This window comes from Pseudarthrobacter arbutini (genome assembly GCF_054510915.1).
This window is the reverse complement of the sequence record NZ_JBTNDQ010000001.1, coordinates 82,679-99,119: the sequence shown is the minus strand read 5'-3', so window position 1 is coordinate 99,119 and position 16,441 is coordinate 82,679. Positions and strand designations below refer to the sequence as shown.

Sequence of the window (16,441 nt, the reverse complement as noted above, 5' to 3'; positions counted from 1 at the left end):
GTCAAGCCTGACATATCAGGCCGGTGGTTCCTCCCAGGATGCCGCCTTGACCGGGTTGCTGAGCTCGCCGATGCCCTCCACGCAGCACACCACTGTGTCTCCGGGGTGGATGCGGGCACACTCCGCCGGGAAGCCGGTCAGGACCAGATCGCCGGCATGCAGGGTCATGAAGGACGTCAGGTACACGAGGATTTCGTCCACCTTCCAGCCGAGCTCGGTGCTGCTGGCGGCCTTCAGTTCGGTGCCGTTGTGGACGATGCTGATGGACCGGTCCGAGTCGTCGAGGTCCGTCACAATCCAGGGGCCCACTGGAGTGAAGGTGTCCTGGCTCTTGGCGCTGATCCACAGCTCGTCCGACTTCTGCAGATCGCGGGCCGAGACATCGTTGCCGATGGTGAATCCAAGGATGGCGCTCCGGGCGGTTTCCAGCGTCAGGCCACGGACGGTGCGCCCGACGACGACGGTCAGTTCCGCTTCCGGGTCCACGTAGCCCACCGTTGAGCTCAGTTCAATGGCGTCATCCGGGCCGATCACGCTCGATGCCGCCTTGTGAAAGGCCTGCGGCGGGAGGTCCCGGCCGGCCTGGCCGGTGTTGTGCGCCATGCCGAAGACGTTGAGGGGGACCGACGGCGCCAGGAACGTGAACGAGTCCTGGTCCACTACAGTGCCGGTTTCCCAGCCGGGCCGGGCCGGGGGGTTGGCGTTTGGACGGGACGCCCCGAAAGGGGATTCAACGACTGTCCAGGATCGGCCGGCGTCGGAGCCGAAGTCTGGGGCGTCATTGGCCACGAAGAAGTGCTCGTCGGCAACAGCCGGGGACAGGGGGCGGACACGGGCAAGGCGGCGGGGAGCGCTGGCAGTCATGATGACATCCTACGTCCTCCGGCGGCCGGTGGCCGGTGGCCGGCTCCGGCAGGCTCAGTACAGCTCGCCCACCGGGATCTCCACGGCCAGGCGGTTGGACGGGCCGGGCAGCGGGCAGGCCCAGGCCTCGTTGTAGGCGCAGGACGGGTTGTAGGCAAAGTTGAAGTCCAGGACAAACTCCGCGCCCGCCCCCGAGCCATGGACCCCATGGAACGCGCCCTTGATGGTGTCCAGGAGGTACCGGCCGGCGCCATATGTTCCGCCGGGCTGGCCAGCCGTGGCGTCCCGGAACGGAACGAAGATCCCGCCGCCGTAGCCGTGCAGCTTCCACACGCCGAGCTGGCCCAGTTCGGGAAGATCGAACGTGCCCAGCCGGACAAACCGGACCACGCCGTCGGTGGCGGTTTCCACGGTCATTTCCCGGCCGGCTCCCTCAAGGGTCAGCGGCACATAGAAGCGGTAGATGGGATCGTAATCGGCCGTCTTCAGGCCGGAGAACTGCGATTTGTCCCTAGCGCTGAGGGCCGAGGCCGGATGCGTTGCGAACATCCGGTCGCGTTCATGCCGCCACAGGGAATGGGCCTCCGCCGGATCTTCAGCGGCAACCTTCCGTACCGTGTCGTACAGCGCAAACGTCCGCAGCCGCCAGTCCGCAATGTCGATGGCGGAGATGTCCGCCAGGCTCTCAAGGTCCGCGCCGTACTGCTCATCCGCCATAGGCACCAGCCTAGTCCCTTGCGCGCGGGGAATGTCCGACGGCGACACGAGGCTCCGGCCCTTGTCCACCGTCGCGCGCCGATAGGCTGGCTGCATGACACACAAGGCGGCAATGTGGGGAGTGCGGACGGTAGCGCTGCTGATGGCCGGTGGACTGGCGGCCGGCTGCAGCGCGCCTGGTAACAGCGGTTCAGCGTGGACGGCGCAGCCGGACACATCGGCCAGCTCTGGCGCCAGCACGAGCTCAACCGCCGGCGCTACGGGGTCCCCGTCATCGGATCCTTCTGCCACAGCGGGCGCCTCGACGTCCGCAGCACCCGGCCCGGCTGCAACAGCTGCTGCCTGGAAGACCTTTACCGATCCGGCGAAGACCGTCAGCTTCGACCTGCCGGAGGAATTAATCGCCCAGTCCGTCACGCCCGAGGACGGGACATTGCCGGGTGCCCTGAAGATCGAAGTGAAAAAGCAGGACGGCACGGTGGTGGCCACGCTGCGGACAGGACTGCCGCCGTCGTCGTCCGAGTGCCCCGAGTCTGCCCGGAAACCGTACGTTGTGATCAGCAGCGTGCCGGTGGAGCTTCCCAGCCTGACGGGGGAAGGCACCATCGCCCCGCACGTGGTGTTCCGCGTCATCCAGGGCTACCGCTACTTCGGTTCCTACGGCATCACCAACATTGTGGGCGGGGCTGACGGCCAGGCCTGCGAACTGCGGAATGTGGTCCGTGGCCCGGCAGAAAAAGGGGACTACTCGTTCGGTGACCTCGGAGTCCTGAAGGCCTTCGCCCCGGATGAGAAGGTGGCCCCGGCGAAGGCGTTTGACACCCTGGGCCAGGCCGAAAAGTACGTGGACGAGAGCTCGGAATTCGCGAACGTCCAACGGATGCTAATGTCTCTGGAGATCAAAAACTAGTCCTGCCCCTTGCCCCTCAACCCCGGGCCAGCGCGGGAAGTTCTGCCACTACCTCACACCCCGGAGATACATGGAACGCACCGTTTCAGCACGTATGGTTTTCAGGACCATCGCCGACACGAAGGCAGCCCTGGCCATCGCTGTAGCCAGGAATCCCGGCTATACCTCGTTTGATGAATCCCTGACTGTCACGGCCGACGGTCAGCCGGTTCCGTTGCAGGAACTCGCGGACCATCATGGCGGCCGCCTGCACTACATGGAATTCACTGAACCCGCCGAGGTCACCGTTGAGTACTCAGCGACGGTGGCCGGGCAGGCCGTCCCGGAAGAAGCCACCCTGACTGAGCTCATCCGCTACGTGCGGCCAAGCCGCTACGCGGAGTCGGACCGGCTCCTGCCCACGGCCTATGCCGAATTCGGCGGCCTGCACGGTGCCGAACTGCTCCAGGCCGTGCGGAGTTGGGTCTTCGGGGAATTGCGGTACATCAGCGGTTCCTCCAGGGGAACTGACGGCGCCGTGGAAACCCTCCTGCACCGCAGGGGAGTGTGCCGGGACTTCGCGCACCTGGCCATCGCCCTGCTGCGTTCCAAGGACGTCCCCGCCCGGCTCACCGCCGTGTACGCGCCGGGGCTGAGCCCCATGGATTTTCACGCGGTAGCCGAGGCCCATGTCAATGGCGCCTGGCACGTCATCGACCCCACGGGGCTGGCCCCGCGGGAGTCGATGCTGCGGATCACCGCCGGCCGGGACTCGTCCGACACCGCGTTCCTGTCCACCGTTGGCGGGCGCCTGACACTGAACGAGCTGCGCGTCAGCGCCGTGGTCAACGGCCAGTTGCCGCCGGAAGATCCGGCCAAGCTGGTCATGCTGGGCTGAGATTCCCGCACGGCCCGGTTACTGGCGGGCAGTTACTTCCCGGCCAGATATTTCCCCAGGCAGTCACTTTGCCGGCCGCGCTCCCACGGAATGCCGGAGTTTCTCGGTCAGTCGCTGGAGTTCCCTCTGCTCGGCAGCCGTCAGGGCCGGCCCCACCAGACTGGAGATGTCCCGCACGTGCTCCCGGCCGATCTCCTTCTGGAGGGCGGACCCTTCCTCGGTGAGCTTCAGCAGCACGCCGCGGCCGTCGTCCGGGGCAGCCATCCGGACCACGAGCCCGCGCTTCTCCAGCCTCTCAACCAGCCTGCTGAGGCTCGACTGGCTCAGCAGGACATGGTCATTGAGTTCATTGAGCCGGAGCCAGCCGGACGGACACCGGGACAGCGTGAACAGGACGTCGTACTCGTTGATGGCCACCTTTCGGAAGGCAGCTCCGGCCTGCAGCCTGCGCATGACGGCAACCTGCGCCCGGAACAGGGATTCCCAGGTTTCCGCCGCCAGGCGGATGGGTGATTCGTTTCCGTCGGCAGCCATCACGCCTCCGAAGGGGCAGTCTCAGGCGCCGGTGCAGCCATCAGCGCGGCCACGCGGCCGGCATGCGTGGGCGGATCCGGGACGTGGGCGGGCTTGAGGGCCGCGTATTCCTTGCGGAGGACCGGGAGGACTTCCTCGCCGAACAGGTCAAGCTGCTCCAGCACTGTCTTCAGGGGCAGGCCTGCGTGGTCGATCAGGAACAGTTGGCGCTGGTAGTCGCCGAAGTACTCGCGGAACGTCAGGGTCTTTTCGATGACTTCCTGCGGGCTGCCCACGGTGAGCGGTGTCTGGGAGGTGAAGTCCTCCAGCGACGGGCCGTGGCCGTAGACGGGCGCGTTGTCGAAGTAGGGCCGGAATTCCTTCACGGCGTCCTGGGAGTTCTTCCGCATAAAGAACTGGCCGCCGAGGCCCACGATGGCCTGGTCCGCCTTGCCGTGGCCGTAGTGCTCGTAGCGCTCACGGTAGAGGCTGATCAGCTGCTGGTAGTGCTCCTTGGGCCAGAAGATGTTGTTCGCGAAGAAGCCGTCGCCGTAGTAGGCGGCCACTTCGGCGATCTGCGGCGTGCGGATGGAGCCGTGCCACACAAAGGGGGCCACGCCATCGAGCGGGCGTGGGGTGGACGTGAAGTTCTGCAGCGGGGTCCGGAACTTGCCGGACCAGTTCACTGTGTCCTCGTCCCACAGCCGGCGCAGCAGGCTGTAGTTCTCGATGGCCAGTTCCACGCCGTCCTGGATGTTCTTGCCGAACCACGGGTACACCGGAGCGGTGTTGCCGCGGCCCAGGACCAGATCCACGCGGCCGTCGGCCAGGTGCTGCAGCATGGCGAAGTCTTCGGCGATCTTGACCGGATCGTTGGTGGTGATCAGCGTGGTGGCAGTGGAGAGGGTGATCCGCTCGGTCTGCGCTGCGATGTACGCGAGCGTGGTGGTGGGCGAGGACGAGAAGAACGGGCGGTTGTGGTGCTCGCCGAGGGCGAAGACATCCATGCCGATTTCCTCGACTTTTTTGGCGATCGCCACGGCCGCCTTGATGCGTTCGTTCTCCGTGGGGGTCCGGCCGGTGGTGGGGTCAGTGGTGATGTCACTGACGCTGAATACGCCGATCTGCATGGTGTGCCTTCCGTTTCCTGGGCTTCTCTGGGCTTGCTTCCACTATACCCGATTTTCATGCGTTTGCATGTATCGACGGCTATAACGCCTCCCCGGCCAGAATATTCCAGGTGTTACAGGGGGTCGCCCGGAGCGGCACGGCGGCCACTGACGCGGGGCACCATGCCGGTGGTCCAGTCGCGGAACTCGGCATCGACGTCGTCGGCCGCCGCAAACTCCGGGCGCTGCTGCATGGCACGGAGCAGTGCTTTTGTCTCCCGCCGTCCCTCCACGAGCCGGTACAGCACGGGAACCAGCACCAGCGTCAGCGCCGTGGAAGAAACCAGGCCGCCGATCACCACCACGGCCAGCGGCTGGGAAATGAAGCCGCCGCCCCCGGTCAGGCCAAGCGCCAGGGGTGTCAGGGCGAAAACGGTGGCCAGCGCGGTCATCAGGATGGGGCGGAGCCGCTGCCTCGCGCCATGGGTGATTGCGTCCGCCACGCTCATCCCGCCGCGGCCGTCCCGTGGCTGCCTGTACTGGTTGATGAGGTCGATAAGCACAATGGCGTTGGTAACCACAATGCCCACCAGCATCAGCATGCCGATCAGCGACGGCAGGCCCAGCGGAACGCCCGTGGCCAGCAGCAGCGCGACGGCGCCTGTCGCGGCGAACGGGACGGATACCAGCAGGATCAGGGGCTGGATCAGCGACTTGAACGTGGCCACCATAATGACGTAGACAATCGCGATCGCCGCGAGGAGCGCCAGGCCCAGCTGCTGGAAGGACTCGGCCTGCTGGGTGGTGGCGCCGCCGAGTTCCGCGGTGACGCCAGCGGGGAGGCTGACCTCCGTGAGGCGCTTCTGCACCTCCGCGTTCACCGCACCAAGGTTGGAGCCCGACGGCGTGACTGACACTTTGGCGGTCCGCTGGCCGTTGCTGGCGGTAATGGAGACCGGCACGTCCACCTGTTCCACGGACGCAATGCTGCCCAGGGTGACAGGGGCGCCGGATGCAGGGAGTGCGATGTTGCGCACCGCGTCGATGCTGGTGAACCGGGTGCCCTTGCCGATCTGGACCGGAAAATCGTTGGTGTCGATCCGGACCGTACCGGCGGGGAGGGGGCTGATGGTGGCAGCCAGGACGCCGGCTACCTGTTCCTCGTTCAGTCCGGCTGCCGCGGTCTTGGCCCGGTCAACCTTGACCTGGACCACCGGCTGGCTGGCCGCGAGGTTGGTTGTCACCTCGCTGGTCTCCGGCACGCCGGTCATGGCCTGAACCATGGCGTCACTGGCCGTCCGGAGGTCCTCGGACGTTGCCGCCTTGATGGTGATGTCCACCGTGGAGGATGTCCCGAAGCCACCCCCCTGCGTGCCGACGGTAATTTTCCCGGAACCGGCTACCTTGCCCACTTCGGTCCGGACGGTTTCCTGGAGCTTTGCCTGATTGGCCTTTTCATCCGTCACCACCGTGAACGTGGAGTTGGCGGCTCCGGAAGACGTCAGGGCGGCAAAACCTGCCTGCGCATTTCCGGAGGTGAGCTGGACATTCTTGACACCTTCGATGCCGCGGAGGACGTCCTCGACCTTGATGGCGGCTGCGCTGGTGTCGGCCAGGCTTGTGCCCGCTGGCATCAGTTGGCGGACAGTTAGGCTGTTCTGGCCGGAATCGCCGAGGATGTTGGTGGACAGCAGCGGCGTCATGGCGGCCGTGGCGCCGAGCACCAGAACGGCGGCGACCAGGGTCAGCACCGGGTGCTTCTGAGTCTTGCTGAGGACGGGCAGGTAGGCACGCTGCAGCCGGCTCTTCTGTTCGGACTCCTGGGCCTGGGCACTGGCGGCGGCAGCAAGCCGGGCGGCAGTTTCGCGGGCATCGGGCGAACCAGCGGCGGCCGAACCGGCGGCGGAACCGGCAGGGCTCTTGAGGAACCAGTAGGCCAGGACCGGAACGATGGTCAGCGATACCAGCAGGGATGCCAGCAGCGCCATGGTGACTGTCAGGGCGAAGGGCCGGAAGAGTTCGCCGGCGAGCTCGCCCACGAAGGCAATGGGCAGGAATACCGCCACGGTGGTCAAGGTGGAGGCGGTGATTGCGCCGGCCACCTCCCGGATTGCGGTGAGGATCGCGGGGACTTTCTCCTCCCCGTAGCTGAGGTGGCGTTTGATGTTTTCGATCACCACAATCGAGTCGTCCACCACCCGGCCGATCGCAATGGTCAGCGCGCCCAGGGTCAGGATGTTCAGTGAATAGCCCGTCGCGGACAGGCCAATGAACGTGATCAGCAGCGACAGCGGAATGGAGACCGCGGTAACAAGGGTGGAGCGGGCTGACATCAGGAAAACAAGGATGACGGCGACAGCGAAGCCCAGCCCGAGCAGGCCCTCGGTGGTGAGGTCCTTGATGGACTTCTCGATGAACGGGGCCTGGTCGAACACGGCGGTGAACTTTGCGTTGGACCCCAGCTCGGCCTCAAGGGCCGCCAACGAGTCGTTCACGGCGTGGGAGATTCCCACGGTGTCGCCCTCGGGCTTCTTGGTCACGGACACCGCCAGCGTTTCCTGGCCGTTGGTCCGGGTGATGGAGGTCCGTTCGTCATCCTGCAGGCTAACGTCGGCCACCGTGCCGATCGTCGCGGCATCCTTGGCTCCGCCAAGGGGGAGTGCCTTGATGGCGTCCAGGGAATCAACCGGGCTGCCGATCTGGAGGGATAGCGTCTTGCCCTGATCCTGGATGGTCCCGGCCGGGATCAGCGCGCCGTTGTTGGAGAGGGCGTTCCGGATGGACTCGATCGTAGTGCCCTTGGCGGCCATCGCCTCGGGCCGGGGGATGATCTCGATGTGCTGGGTGGCGCCGCCGGTCACGTCGGCTCCCCGGACGCCGTCGATCTTCTGGAGCCGGGGAACGGAGAGGCGTGCCAGGTCGCCGTTCAGTTCGCTGAGGGGCTTGTCCGAGGACACTGCCAGGAACACGATGGGGAAGTCGCTGATGCTGCCCGCGATGGCCTGCGGCTGCACGTCCTCCGGCAGGGAGCGCTTGGCGTTGGAGATGGCGCGGTCGATCTGGTTCCGGGCGCGGTCGAGGTTTGTCCCGTAGGTGAACACCATGGAGATCTGCGAGACGCCGTTGCGTGACGTCGAGGAGGTGGACTCCAGGCCTTCGACGCCGTTCAGGGCGGTTTCCAGCGGTGCGCTGACCTGCTTGTCCACCACCTCGGGTGACGCGCCGGGCATGGCGGAGAGGACCGTGATCTGCGGGAACTCAATGGAGGGGATGAGTTCCTGTTTCAGCGATGACATGGTGATCACGCCGAACACCGTCGCGAAGACGGTGATCAGCGCGATCAGCGCCCGGTTTGCCAATGAAAGTTGTGCCAGCCGGAACATCGCGGGTCTCTCCTGTGGTGTTGACGGACTCCTGCGGTCCGGACCGTCCAGCCGGGCCTGCCGGCCGGACGGATGCCGGGCGTCAGTGGTTGGCGGAAATGCTCTCCAGCTGCAATGCCTTGGCTGTTGCCGTCTCGAGTTCGGCAGCCAGATCCGGATTCTCATCCAGCTTTACACCGTAGCCCGGCATCATGTCCTTAAGCTTGCCCTGCCAGCCCTTGAAGTCCTTGGGGAAGGACTTCTGCAGCAGCTCAATCATGATGGGCACCGCTGTGGATGCGCCGGGCGACGCACCCAAAAGCGCCCCGATGGTGCCGTCGCGGCCGGCGATGACTTCCGTGCCGAACTGCAGCACGCCGCCGCGCTTCGGGTCCTTCTTGATGATCTGCACACGCTGGCCGGCGGTGATCAACTCCCAGTCGCCGTCCTTGGCTTCGGGATAGTATTCGCGCAGCGCTTCCACCTTGTCCCCGTGGCGCTTGGCAACTTCCTTGACGAGGTACGCGGTGAGGTCCATGTTGTCCTTGGCGACTGCAAGCATCGGGATGATGTTGCTGGGCCGGATGGACAGCGGCAAGTCAAGGTACGAGCCGTTCTTCAGGAAATTGGTGGAGAAGCCGGCATAGGGGCCGAACAGGAGCGAACGCTTCCCGTCGACGTACCGGGTGTCAAGGTGCGGGACCGACATGGGCGGCGCGCCCACAGAAGCCTGGCCATAGACCTTGGCGCTGTGCTGGGCGGCAAGTTTCTCGTCGGTGCAGCGGAAGAACTGGCCGGACACGGGGAATCCGCCGAAGCCCTTGCTCTCCGGGATGCCGGAGGCCTGGAGGAGGTGCAGGGCCCCGCCGCCGGCGCCCACAAACACAAACTTGGCGTGGATCTTGCCGTGTTCCCCGGAAGCCGGGTGCTTGATCGAAAGGTCCCAGCCACCGTCGGACGCCTTGGAGATGCCGCTGACGTCATGGCCGTAATTGATTTCGACGCCGTTGTTCCCGAGGTAGGTGGTGAGCTCACGGGTCAGTGCCCCGAAGTCGACGTCGGTCCCCTCGGTTGCCCGGGTGGCGGCGATACGCTGCTTCGCGTCGCGGCCCTTGACGATCAGCGGCGCCCATTTGGCGATCTGGGCGTGGTCCTCGGAGTACTCCATGCTGCGGAACAGCGTGTGGGGCTTGAGCGCTTCGTAGCGGGTCTTGAGGAATTTGGTGTTGTCCTCGCCGATGACAAAGCTCATGTGCGGGACGGTGTTGATGAAGCCCTTCGGCGAGCCGATCAGGGATTCCTCCACAAGATGGGACCAGAACTGGCGGGACAGCTGGAACTGTTCGTTGATGAGCAGGGCCTTGGCCGGGTTCACCGAGCCGTCTTTGGCTGCGGGGGAGTAGTTCAGCTCGCACAGGGCGGCATGGCCCGTTCCTGCGTTGTTCCAAGGGTCGGAACTTTCCAGCCCGGGCTGGTCCAGACGTTCGAACAGGGAGATGGTCCAGTTCGGTTCAAGCTGCTTGATGAATGCCCCGAGCGTGGCGCTCATGATGCCGCCGCCAATCAGTACGACGTCGGCATGTTGGGTCTTGGATATGAAGGTCACAATCAGTCTCCGATAGCAGCGGCTCTGGCTGTCAAAGAATATCCCCGGGCGGCCCGCATACTGAAATTGGGCCGGGCCGTCAAGGCTTTAGCTGTACCTTTGTGAAAACTTCACTCAGTACCGGGGACGCCGGGTAGCTGCTGACGCGGTCCGAGAGTGCGAGTGCCGAGATGGGGAAGGCGATGGGAACCGCCGGCACGGTGGCCGCGATCTGGGCGTTGATGGTGTGGTACTGCTCGTCGCGTTCCTTGCCGGCAGGGAGGCCGCGGGCGCGGTTGATCTTGGAGAAGACCTGCGGGTCCTGGTAGCCGAATTCGCCGTTCTTTTCGCCGAACAGCGGGCCCACAAAGTTATCGGCATCGGCATACGCGCCATTCCAGCCGAGCAGGTGGAGCCCGTGGTCTCCGGGTGACTGCACTTTCTGGAGATAACCTTCGGACCAGTCCACCGGGACAGGTTTGATGTTGAACCCGACGGCGGTCAGTTGCCTGCTGATTTCGGCGTAGATTTTCTCCGGCGTGGGCAGATACGGGCGGGTGGCGTTAAGCGGATAGTAGAACCTGAGCTCTTCCCCGATGTAGCCGGCCTCGGTCAGATAGGCCTTGGCCTTGACAGGATCGTGGCCCAGCGCGGGAGCGTCATTATTGAAACCGCTGATCTTCGGAGGAACGAACTGTGAGGCCTTGGCGGTGTTGTCGATGAAGAACTTGCGGATCAGGGTTTCCTTATCGATGGCCAGTTCAATGGCCTGCCGCACTTTTTCGTTCTGCAGGACCGGAATTTCCTGGTTGATGCCCAGGTACATCACCGAGAAAGGATCACGCTGGACGATCTGCATGCCCCTCTTGACCAGCTGATCGAAGTTGCCCACCGTGACGGCGTCGTAGCCGTCGATCTTGCCGTCCAGGAGGGCCTGAAGGCGCGTCTGGGGGTGGTCGTACGTGACGAAACTAATGGTGGAGATCTGCCCGCGGTCACCCCAGTAGTTTTTGTGGCTGATGAGCTGGACACTCGCCTCGTCCCAGGCGGCCAGGCTGAACGGTCCTGTGCCGACGGGGTTGGTGGCGAACCGGGAGACCGGGTTTCCGCCACGGGTCTGATCCAGGACATCCGCCGTGCCCGCTGTCAGGGCGGCCGGGGATGCGATGGCGAACGCCGGCAGGGTGAGCGCCTGGAGGAACGCGGTGAAGCGCTGGGTCAGGTCGATCCGGACAGTGTCAGCGGAAAGGGCCGTGCAGCTCTTGAAAATGGAGAGCGCAGCGTCGTCGGAATGTGCCTTGAACACGCTCTTGAACGAGCTTCCCGGCGCCTGCCGCCGCAGTTCCGCCGAGAAGGCGAACCAGCGGTTGAAGTTGGCACACACGGCGTCGGCGTTGAAGGGCGTGCCGTCCTGGAACGAGACGCCGCTGCGGAGTTTGAACGTGTACGAGCGGCCTTCGTTTTCTTCGGACCATTCCGTTGCCAGCAGCGGCGTGGGTTTTCCGGTGGTCTGGTCCACACCCACCAGGCCTTCGAGGATCTGCCGGGTGATCCGGTAGCTTTCCACATCGCTCGAGAGCGCGGGGTCCAGGCCGAGGGGCTGGGACGCCGTGCCGAACGTGAACGTTTCGGTGGGTTCAGCGCCGGCGGGCGCCGTCGAAGGAGACGTTGCCGAGGGCGAAGGCGGTGGGTTGCCGGTACAGGAGGTCAGGCCTAACGCCATAAAAACGGCGCCGGTCTTGATGACCGTTCGCCGCGAAGTACTGCTGGGCACTCGTCTATCACCTCTGGCTGCTTCTGGCCGGCGCCGCGGACTGCGGGCCAAGGACACAGTCTAGTTGACACACCCCGGTGCTCCCTGGACACACGCCAGAGGCCTGTTCCGGGTGCGGAACAGGCCTCTGGGCTTGAAAGCCGACTACTTGGGCATCAGCACCGAGTCGATCAGGTAAACGGTGGCGTTCTTGGTCTGGACGCCGCCGCAGATCACGCTGGCGCCATCAACCATGAGGGCATCCTTGCTGCCGGTCACGGTGACTGAACCGCCCTGGACCGTGGCGTGTGTGCCGGCGATCTTGTCAGGGGTGATCTGGCCGGGGACCACGTGGTAGGTCAGGATCTTGCTCAGCAGGGCGTCGTCCGTCTTGAGCGTCTCAATGGTGGCGGCATCGATCTTGGCGAAGGCGTCATCCACCGGAGCGAAGACCGTGAACTCGCCGCCGTTAAGGGTGTCAACCAGGTCAACCTTCGGGTTCAGCTTGCCGGAGACAGCTGCCGTGAGGGTGGTCAGGATGGGGTTGTTGGATGCCGCGACCGCTACCGGGTCAAGGGCCATCCCGGCAACCGAGCCTGCCCCGGTGGGGACCTTCTCGGCGTAGCCGGCGCAGCCTGCGCCAACGAGGTTTGCGGCCGGATCCATGGCAGCAGCACTGGCGGACGGCGACGGGGCCATCTTCGTCGCTGACGGGGTGGCGGCCGGAGCGGAGGAGCTCGGGGTTGTGGTTGCTGTTCCACCGCAGGCGGTAAGGCTCAGCAGGGCTGCAGCTGCAACGCCTGCGACGGTGAAGGATGTGCGCTTGAATGACTGCATTTCGGTTCTCCTTGTTTGTGCCGATTTCTTGCCTGCGGCTGACCTGATGCCTGCCGCGTGGCCTTTTCCGACTGTTGGGCACCTGCCCTTGGCTGGTGTCTCAATGGGTATTCGGCCGGAGCACGGAAGCGGATGGGTGGATCGCCAAGAGTTTTTTAGATTCGCGGCCAGCCCGCAGGGAAAGCCCAGCAGAACACGGTAGATGGGCAGTTAAATGACGGAGATCCCGGGCCTGTGGGCCCGGGATCTCTGTGTAAGTGTGCGCAAGGGGGGACTTGAACCCCCACGCCCGAAGGCACAGGAACCTAAATCCTGCGTGTCTGCCAATTTCACCACTCGCGCTTGGCAGTTGCTGCCGTTGTCTTCAACCTTGGCCAGATGGCCTACGGATAAAAACGTACGACGGCGGATGCCAGTTTCCATTGTAGCCTCGGGCCGGCGGGGTTCCGGTCAGCCGGTTCCTGCCGCCCGTACCGGCGCCACTTCCCGCGTAATGCGTTACGCGACCACTTTGAGGTCGCGCCGGAGTTTTGCCACGTGGCCGGTGGCCCGGACGTTGTACTGGGCAAGCGCCACTTTTCCGTCGGGATCGATCACCACGGTGCTGCGGATCAGTCCCTCATAGGTCCGTCCGTAATTCTTCTTTTCGCCCCAGGCACCATAGGCTTCGGCCACGGCATGGTCCTCGTCCGAAAGCAACGGAAAGCTAAGGTCCTCGTTGGCGGCAAAGGCAGCAAGTTTGTCCACGGAATCGGGGGAGACGCCCAGGACCCGATAACCGGCCGACGTGAAGGATGCCAGGCTGTCGCGGAAATCGCAGGCCTGTTTCGTGCAGCCGGGGGTGGCGGCGGCTGGGTAGAAATACACGATGGTGCTGCCGCTGTGGCCGGAAGCCAGGTTGACGTCTTTACCCGACGAATCCTTCAGGGTGAAGCCGGGCGCCACGTCGCCGGTCAAGAGTCTGTCAGCCACTGTTAATCTCCTCGTTGCAGGCGGAACACACCAGTTTAGTAAGCATCCACGACCGGTGCTAACCAGCCTTAGCTATACTTGCTGGTATGCCTGACATGGATCGCTGGCCCACTGGGCGCCTATTGTCCACTGCGGCACGCCTCGTAGAACACTCCTGGAACGAAAAGCTAAGCGCCATCGGACTGACGCACGCCGGCGTGATCGCTATTGAAGTCCTCTCAGCGCAGGGGCCGATGACACAGGCCCAACTCGCCCAATATGTGCGCGTTCAGGCCCAGACCATGGGTAAAACCCTGAGCCGGTTGGAGTCCCACGGCCACATTGCCCGCGTCCGCAGCACCTCGGACCGCCGCAGCCAGGTGGTGTCCCTCACGGACAGCGGACGGGAAGCCGCAGCCGCAGCCGTTGAGATGGAACGCTCGGTGCTTGCCGCGGCAACTATTGACCCTGACGCCCTGCGGCAGGAGCTCCAGGCTGTGGTCAGGGAGCTGGCCAGCCAGTTCGCGTCGCCGTCAACCCGCGCCCTGGTGGACGGTGCCCCGCTCAGCTAGCAATCCCGGGAATCCGGTAAATCTGACTGGCACCATTACTGCAAAATTCCGCAGTGGTGGTGCCTTTTTTGGTTGTACCCTGAAACGTCCAGAAGTGGCGTCTTGGCCGCGTGGTTTTTCAGCGGTTCAGGGCCCACTTTCAGGAGGTGCCTCCAGAACCTTGTCCTGGAAACCGCTGACGCGGGGGAGTTCCTTGATGAACTCGCCGTTTTCTCTGCCCACCTCCTGGCCCGGCCCGGTGAAGCGCTTTATCCTCGTCATTGGATACAGGAGTGTCCCTGTCCTCTCGAGACGTATCAAGGCTTCAGGGCTGCTCCAACATCGCCAGCGGCATCTAGCCATTGGTCTCGCCGCGCGATGCCCTTATCATCTGACGTATGCGGAAACAATTGGTCGCCCTTGGGGTAGCGGCAATCTTCCTGGCCGGCTGCTCGGGCCCTTCAACTCAACCGGCAGAAACGCAGGCGGCGCCGGTCGCCACATCAGCATCAGCCACGCCGACGCCCACTATGCCAACGACGACGGGCTCGGCCGCGACAGATCTGAACTGGGGTACGCCGACCGCTGGCGACGAGTTCAACTATACCGGCGCACCGGACGCCGCGAAGTGGTCCGTGTACAACAGTGCCGGGCACGCGGGGAATGGCATTCGGAGTCCCCAGCAGGTCACGGTAGACGGTTCCCAAATGGTCATGACTGGAACACCGGACGGCACGACTGCTGGAATGAGCGCGAAGTTTGCGCGCCAGAAGTACGGCCGGTGGGAGGTCCGCGCGGCGGGTTCGGGTGACGATGAGTACCACATGGTGGCGCTCCTGTGGCCGGATAGCGGGAAGTGGCCGTGTGACGGCGAAGTTAACTACGCGGAGACGATGGGTGACTGGAACGTCATCAAGTTCTTCTACCACTCTGGATGTTCGGACACGGTGACGTCGGCGTCCAAGGCTCTGGACGTTGGTCAGTTCCACAACTACGCGGTTGACTGGTCTCCGAATGGGATGGTCGGCTACGTCGATGGGGTGAAGTGGTTTGAGGACAACAACTCCGCGCACCAGCCTCCCGGTTCGATGCACCAGACGCTACAACTGGACTGGGTTCCAGACAGCACTGCTAACGGCGCTGGCGAGATGCGAGTGGATTGGGTTCGCGTCTATGCGGCTGGCGATCCAACTCCCGCTGCCCTGCCGCCGCCATCCGATGAGTCGTTTGAGTTCGCCGCCACCGGGGACATAAACCCTGCGGGTAACACGTCGGCCACGTCGCACAGTGGTAAGAACGCGGCTAGTATCATCGCCGGTCTCAACGACGGTTCGCTGGACAACTTCCTTGCGCTGGGCGATTTCCAGTATGACAAGGGCACCTGTACCGCGCTCGAGGCTTACAACCAGTTGTGGGGTCCGGCTAAGGCCAAGACGTACTGGACCGCTGGCCCGAATCATGATGCTGAACCCGGCGAGAATGACGACGTTGACCGGTACATGGATGGGCAGTGCGTGTCCACGGTGAAGAGCGCGACTAGCTCCGATGTTGTACGGTTCCAGGACGCTCTTGAATGGTATTCGTTCGACAAGGGCAACTGGCACCTTCTTGTAGCGCCTACGGCCACATGGCGTTATAACGCTAAGCGGGCGCAGGCGATGACCTCGGAGATGGATGCCGACCTGAAAGCGGCGAAGGCCGCTGGAAAACATCTGGCGGTTATCTACCATGATCCGTATTTCACCAGCAACACGTCGAGCCATACCCGCTTCTCTAAGGCGAAGCCGTGGATTGACGTGTTCTGGGCGAACCGCGTTCGTGTGTTGCTGTCCGGCTCACAGCACAATTATGAGCGGACCTGCCCGATAAACAACGAGGACCAGTGCGTTGCGGACGGGATGCAACAATTTCAGGTGTCCACTGGTGGAGTCGGCCTCCGGGCGTTCACCAGCAGCCCCTCTTATGTGCAGCGGAAGTTTAGCGACACCTGGGGTCACCTACGAATGAGCCTCAAGGCTGACGGCTCTTATACGTGGGAATTCCGTCCCGTGTCTGGCGGAATGCAGACTGACAGCGGGTCTCGAAGCCATGGCTAATTCCTCGGTTCCGATCACCGCCGGTTCGGGCACTGTGAGGGACGTACCGCCACATTCCGCACGCTAGTGTTCCGTGTAAATGGTTTCTTTGCGTTTCATCTTGTCCAGTAGATAGTCCGCTGACTTGGCTTTGCGGAAGCCCAGGCCTTGGCGGGGACCCACTCCGGGTGAGGCTTTCGGGGCCACCGTTGCGGTGCTGGCTTGCTCTATCGATCCGATGCGGCCGCGATAATGGCGTATTCCGGAAGGAATGAGTGCCTCTTTGGTGGACGTACGTGGTGCCAAGGAAGCCAAAGGTGGTTGGATTCGGAGTCTC

The 16,441-nt window shown here is 64.0% G+C and carries 14 protein-coding genes and 1 tRNA gene; 4 read left to right on the top strand and 11 right to left on the bottom strand.

Features of this window, described 5'->3' with window-relative positions; genetic code table 11:
* Positions 1-15 precede the first annotated feature (15 nt).
* Positions 16-864: a fumarylacetoacetate hydrolase family protein gene (locus ACX80V_RS00455; protein ID WP_485841549.1), complete on the bottom strand. Its 849-nt coding sequence runs from the start codon at positions 862-864 to the stop codon at positions 16-18.
* Between the two features lie 54 nt (positions 865-918).
* Complete coding sequence (locus ACX80V_RS00450) at positions 919-1,581, bottom strand: DUF1684 domain-containing protein (RefSeq protein WP_058932062.1); 663 nt, start codon at positions 1,579-1,581, stop codon at positions 919-921.
* Between the two features lie 94 nt (positions 1,582-1,675).
* On the opposite strand from ACX80V_RS00450, the gene ACX80V_RS00445 reads away from it, so the two are divergent.
* Positions 1,676-2,491 (top strand): hypothetical protein, encoded by an 816-nt coding sequence (locus ACX80V_RS00445; protein ID WP_485841548.1) that lies wholly within the window; start codon positions 1,676-1,678, stop codon positions 2,489-2,491.
* Between the two features lie 70 nt (positions 2,492-2,561).
* Entirely contained in the window at positions 2,562-3,368 is an 807-nt protein-coding gene (locus ACX80V_RS00440; RefSeq protein WP_485841547.1) for a transglutaminase-like domain-containing protein, read from the top strand.
* A 63-nt stretch (positions 3,369-3,431) separates the two neighbouring features.
* Here ACX80V_RS00440 and ACX80V_RS00435 read toward each other — a convergent pair whose 3' ends face one another.
* From ACX80V_RS00435 to bcp, 8 genes are all read right to left on the bottom strand, one after another.
* Positions 3,432-3,902, bottom strand: a complete 471-nt coding sequence (locus ACX80V_RS00435; protein ID WP_058932065.1) for a MarR family winged helix-turn-helix transcriptional regulator — start codon at positions 3,900-3,902, stop codon at positions 3,432-3,434.
* The gene (locus ACX80V_RS00430) at positions 3,902-5,011 is read right to left on the bottom strand and encodes an LLM class flavin-dependent oxidoreductase (protein ID WP_485835125.1); all 1,110 of its coding nucleotides are present in this window, start codon (positions 5,009-5,011) and stop codon (positions 3,902-3,904) included. The genes ACX80V_RS00435 and ACX80V_RS00430 overlap by 1 nt, the downstream gene beginning before the upstream one ends.
* Positions 5,012-5,124: 113 nt before the next feature.
* Positions 5,125-8,373, bottom strand: a complete 3,249-nt coding sequence (locus ACX80V_RS00425) for an efflux RND transporter permease subunit (RefSeq protein ID WP_485841546.1) — start codon at positions 8,371-8,373, stop codon at positions 5,125-5,127.
* Positions 8,374-8,455: 82 nt separating this feature from the next.
* Positions 8,456-9,958 carry a malate:quinone oxidoreductase gene (locus ACX80V_RS00420; protein WP_485841545.1) on the bottom strand — a complete coding sequence of 501 codons (1,503 nt, stop codon included), beginning with the start codon at positions 9,956-9,958 and terminating at the stop codon, positions 8,456-8,458.
* A gap of 79 nt (positions 9,959-10,037) precedes the next feature.
* Positions 10,038-11,660 carry an ABC transporter substrate-binding protein gene (locus tag ACX80V_RS00415; RefSeq protein ID WP_485841756.1) on the bottom strand — a complete coding sequence of 541 codons (1,623 nt, stop codon included), beginning with the start codon at positions 11,658-11,660 and terminating at the stop codon, positions 10,038-10,040.
* A gap of 195 nt (positions 11,661-11,855) precedes the next feature.
* Entirely contained in the window at positions 11,856-12,527 is a 672-nt protein-coding gene (locus ACX80V_RS00410; protein WP_058932069.1) for a fasciclin domain-containing protein, read from the bottom strand.
* Between the two features lie 260 nt (positions 12,528-12,787).
* A tRNA-Leu gene (locus tag ACX80V_RS00405) sits at positions 12,788-12,869 on the bottom strand.
* A gap of 156 nt (positions 12,870-13,025) precedes the next feature.
* Positions 13,026-13,499, bottom strand: coding sequence for a thioredoxin-dependent thiol peroxidase (gene bcp, locus ACX80V_RS00400; protein WP_485841544.1), 474 nt, complete (start codon positions 13,497-13,499; stop codon positions 13,026-13,028).
* A gap of 95 nt (positions 13,500-13,594) precedes the next feature.
* Between bcp and ACX80V_RS00395 the strand changes: the two genes are divergently transcribed.
* The gene (locus tag ACX80V_RS00395; RefSeq protein WP_058932071.1) at positions 13,595-14,050 is read left to right on the top strand and encodes a MarR family winged helix-turn-helix transcriptional regulator; all 456 of its coding nucleotides are present in this window, start codon (positions 13,595-13,597) and stop codon (positions 14,048-14,050) included.
* A gap of 126 nt (positions 14,051-14,176) precedes the next feature.
* Here ACX80V_RS00395 and ACX80V_RS00390 read toward each other — a convergent pair whose 3' ends face one another.
* On the bottom strand, positions 14,177-14,311 hold the full coding sequence (locus tag ACX80V_RS00390) for a hypothetical protein (RefSeq protein ID WP_485841543.1): 135 nt from the start codon (positions 14,309-14,311) through the stop codon (positions 14,177-14,179).
* Positions 14,312-14,427: 116 nt separating this feature from the next.
* Here ACX80V_RS00390 and ACX80V_RS00385 point away from each other — a divergent pair, with 116 nt between their 5' ends.
* The gene (locus ACX80V_RS00385) at positions 14,428-16,125 is read left to right on the top strand and encodes a family 16 glycosylhydrolase (protein ID WP_485841542.1); all 1,698 of its coding nucleotides are present in this window, start codon (positions 14,428-14,430) and stop codon (positions 16,123-16,125) included.
* The last annotated feature ends 316 nt before the right edge of the window (positions 16,126-16,441 follow it).

Coding starts and splice junctions, on each gene's coding strand:
- ACX80V_RS00445 (WP_485841548.1), top strand. CDS start 1,676: ATGACACACAAGGCGGCAATGTGGGGAGTGCGGACGGTAGCGCTGCTG.
- ACX80V_RS00390 (WP_485841543.1), bottom strand. CDS start 14,311: ATGACGAGGATAAAGCGCTTCACCGGGCCGGGCCAGGAGGTGGGCAGA.
- ACX80V_RS00425 (WP_485841546.1), bottom strand. CDS start 8,373: ATGTTCCGGCTGGCACAACTTTCATTGGCAAACCGGGCGCTGATCGCG.
- ACX80V_RS00450 (WP_058932062.1), bottom strand. CDS start 1,581: ATGGCGGATGAGCAGTACGGCGCGGACCTTGAGAGCCTGGCGGACATC.
- ACX80V_RS00410 (WP_058932069.1), bottom strand. CDS start 12,527: ATGCAGTCATTCAAGCGCACATCCTTCACCGTCGCAGGCGTTGCAGCT.
- ACX80V_RS00435 (WP_058932065.1), bottom strand. CDS start 3,902: ATGGCTGCCGACGGAAACGAATCACCCATCCGCCTGGCGGCGGAAACC.
- ACX80V_RS00455 (WP_485841549.1), bottom strand. CDS start 864: ATGACTGCCAGCGCTCCCCGCCGCCTTGCCCGTGTCCGCCCCCTGTCC.
- ACX80V_RS00385 (WP_485841542.1), top strand. CDS start 14,428: ATGCGGAAACAATTGGTCGCCCTTGGGGTAGCGGCAATCTTCCTGGCC.
- ACX80V_RS00415 (WP_485841756.1), bottom strand. CDS start 11,660: ATGGCGTTAGGCCTGACCTCCTGTACCGGCAACCCACCGCCTTCGCCC.
- ACX80V_RS00440 (WP_485841547.1), top strand. CDS start 2,562: ATGGAACGCACCGTTTCAGCACGTATGGTTTTCAGGACCATCGCCGAC.
- ACX80V_RS00395 (WP_058932071.1), top strand. CDS start 13,595: ATGGATCGCTGGCCCACTGGGCGCCTATTGTCCACTGCGGCACGCCTC.
- ACX80V_RS00430 (WP_485835125.1), bottom strand. CDS start 5,011: ATGCAGATCGGCGTATTCAGCGTCAGTGACATCACCACTGACCCCACC.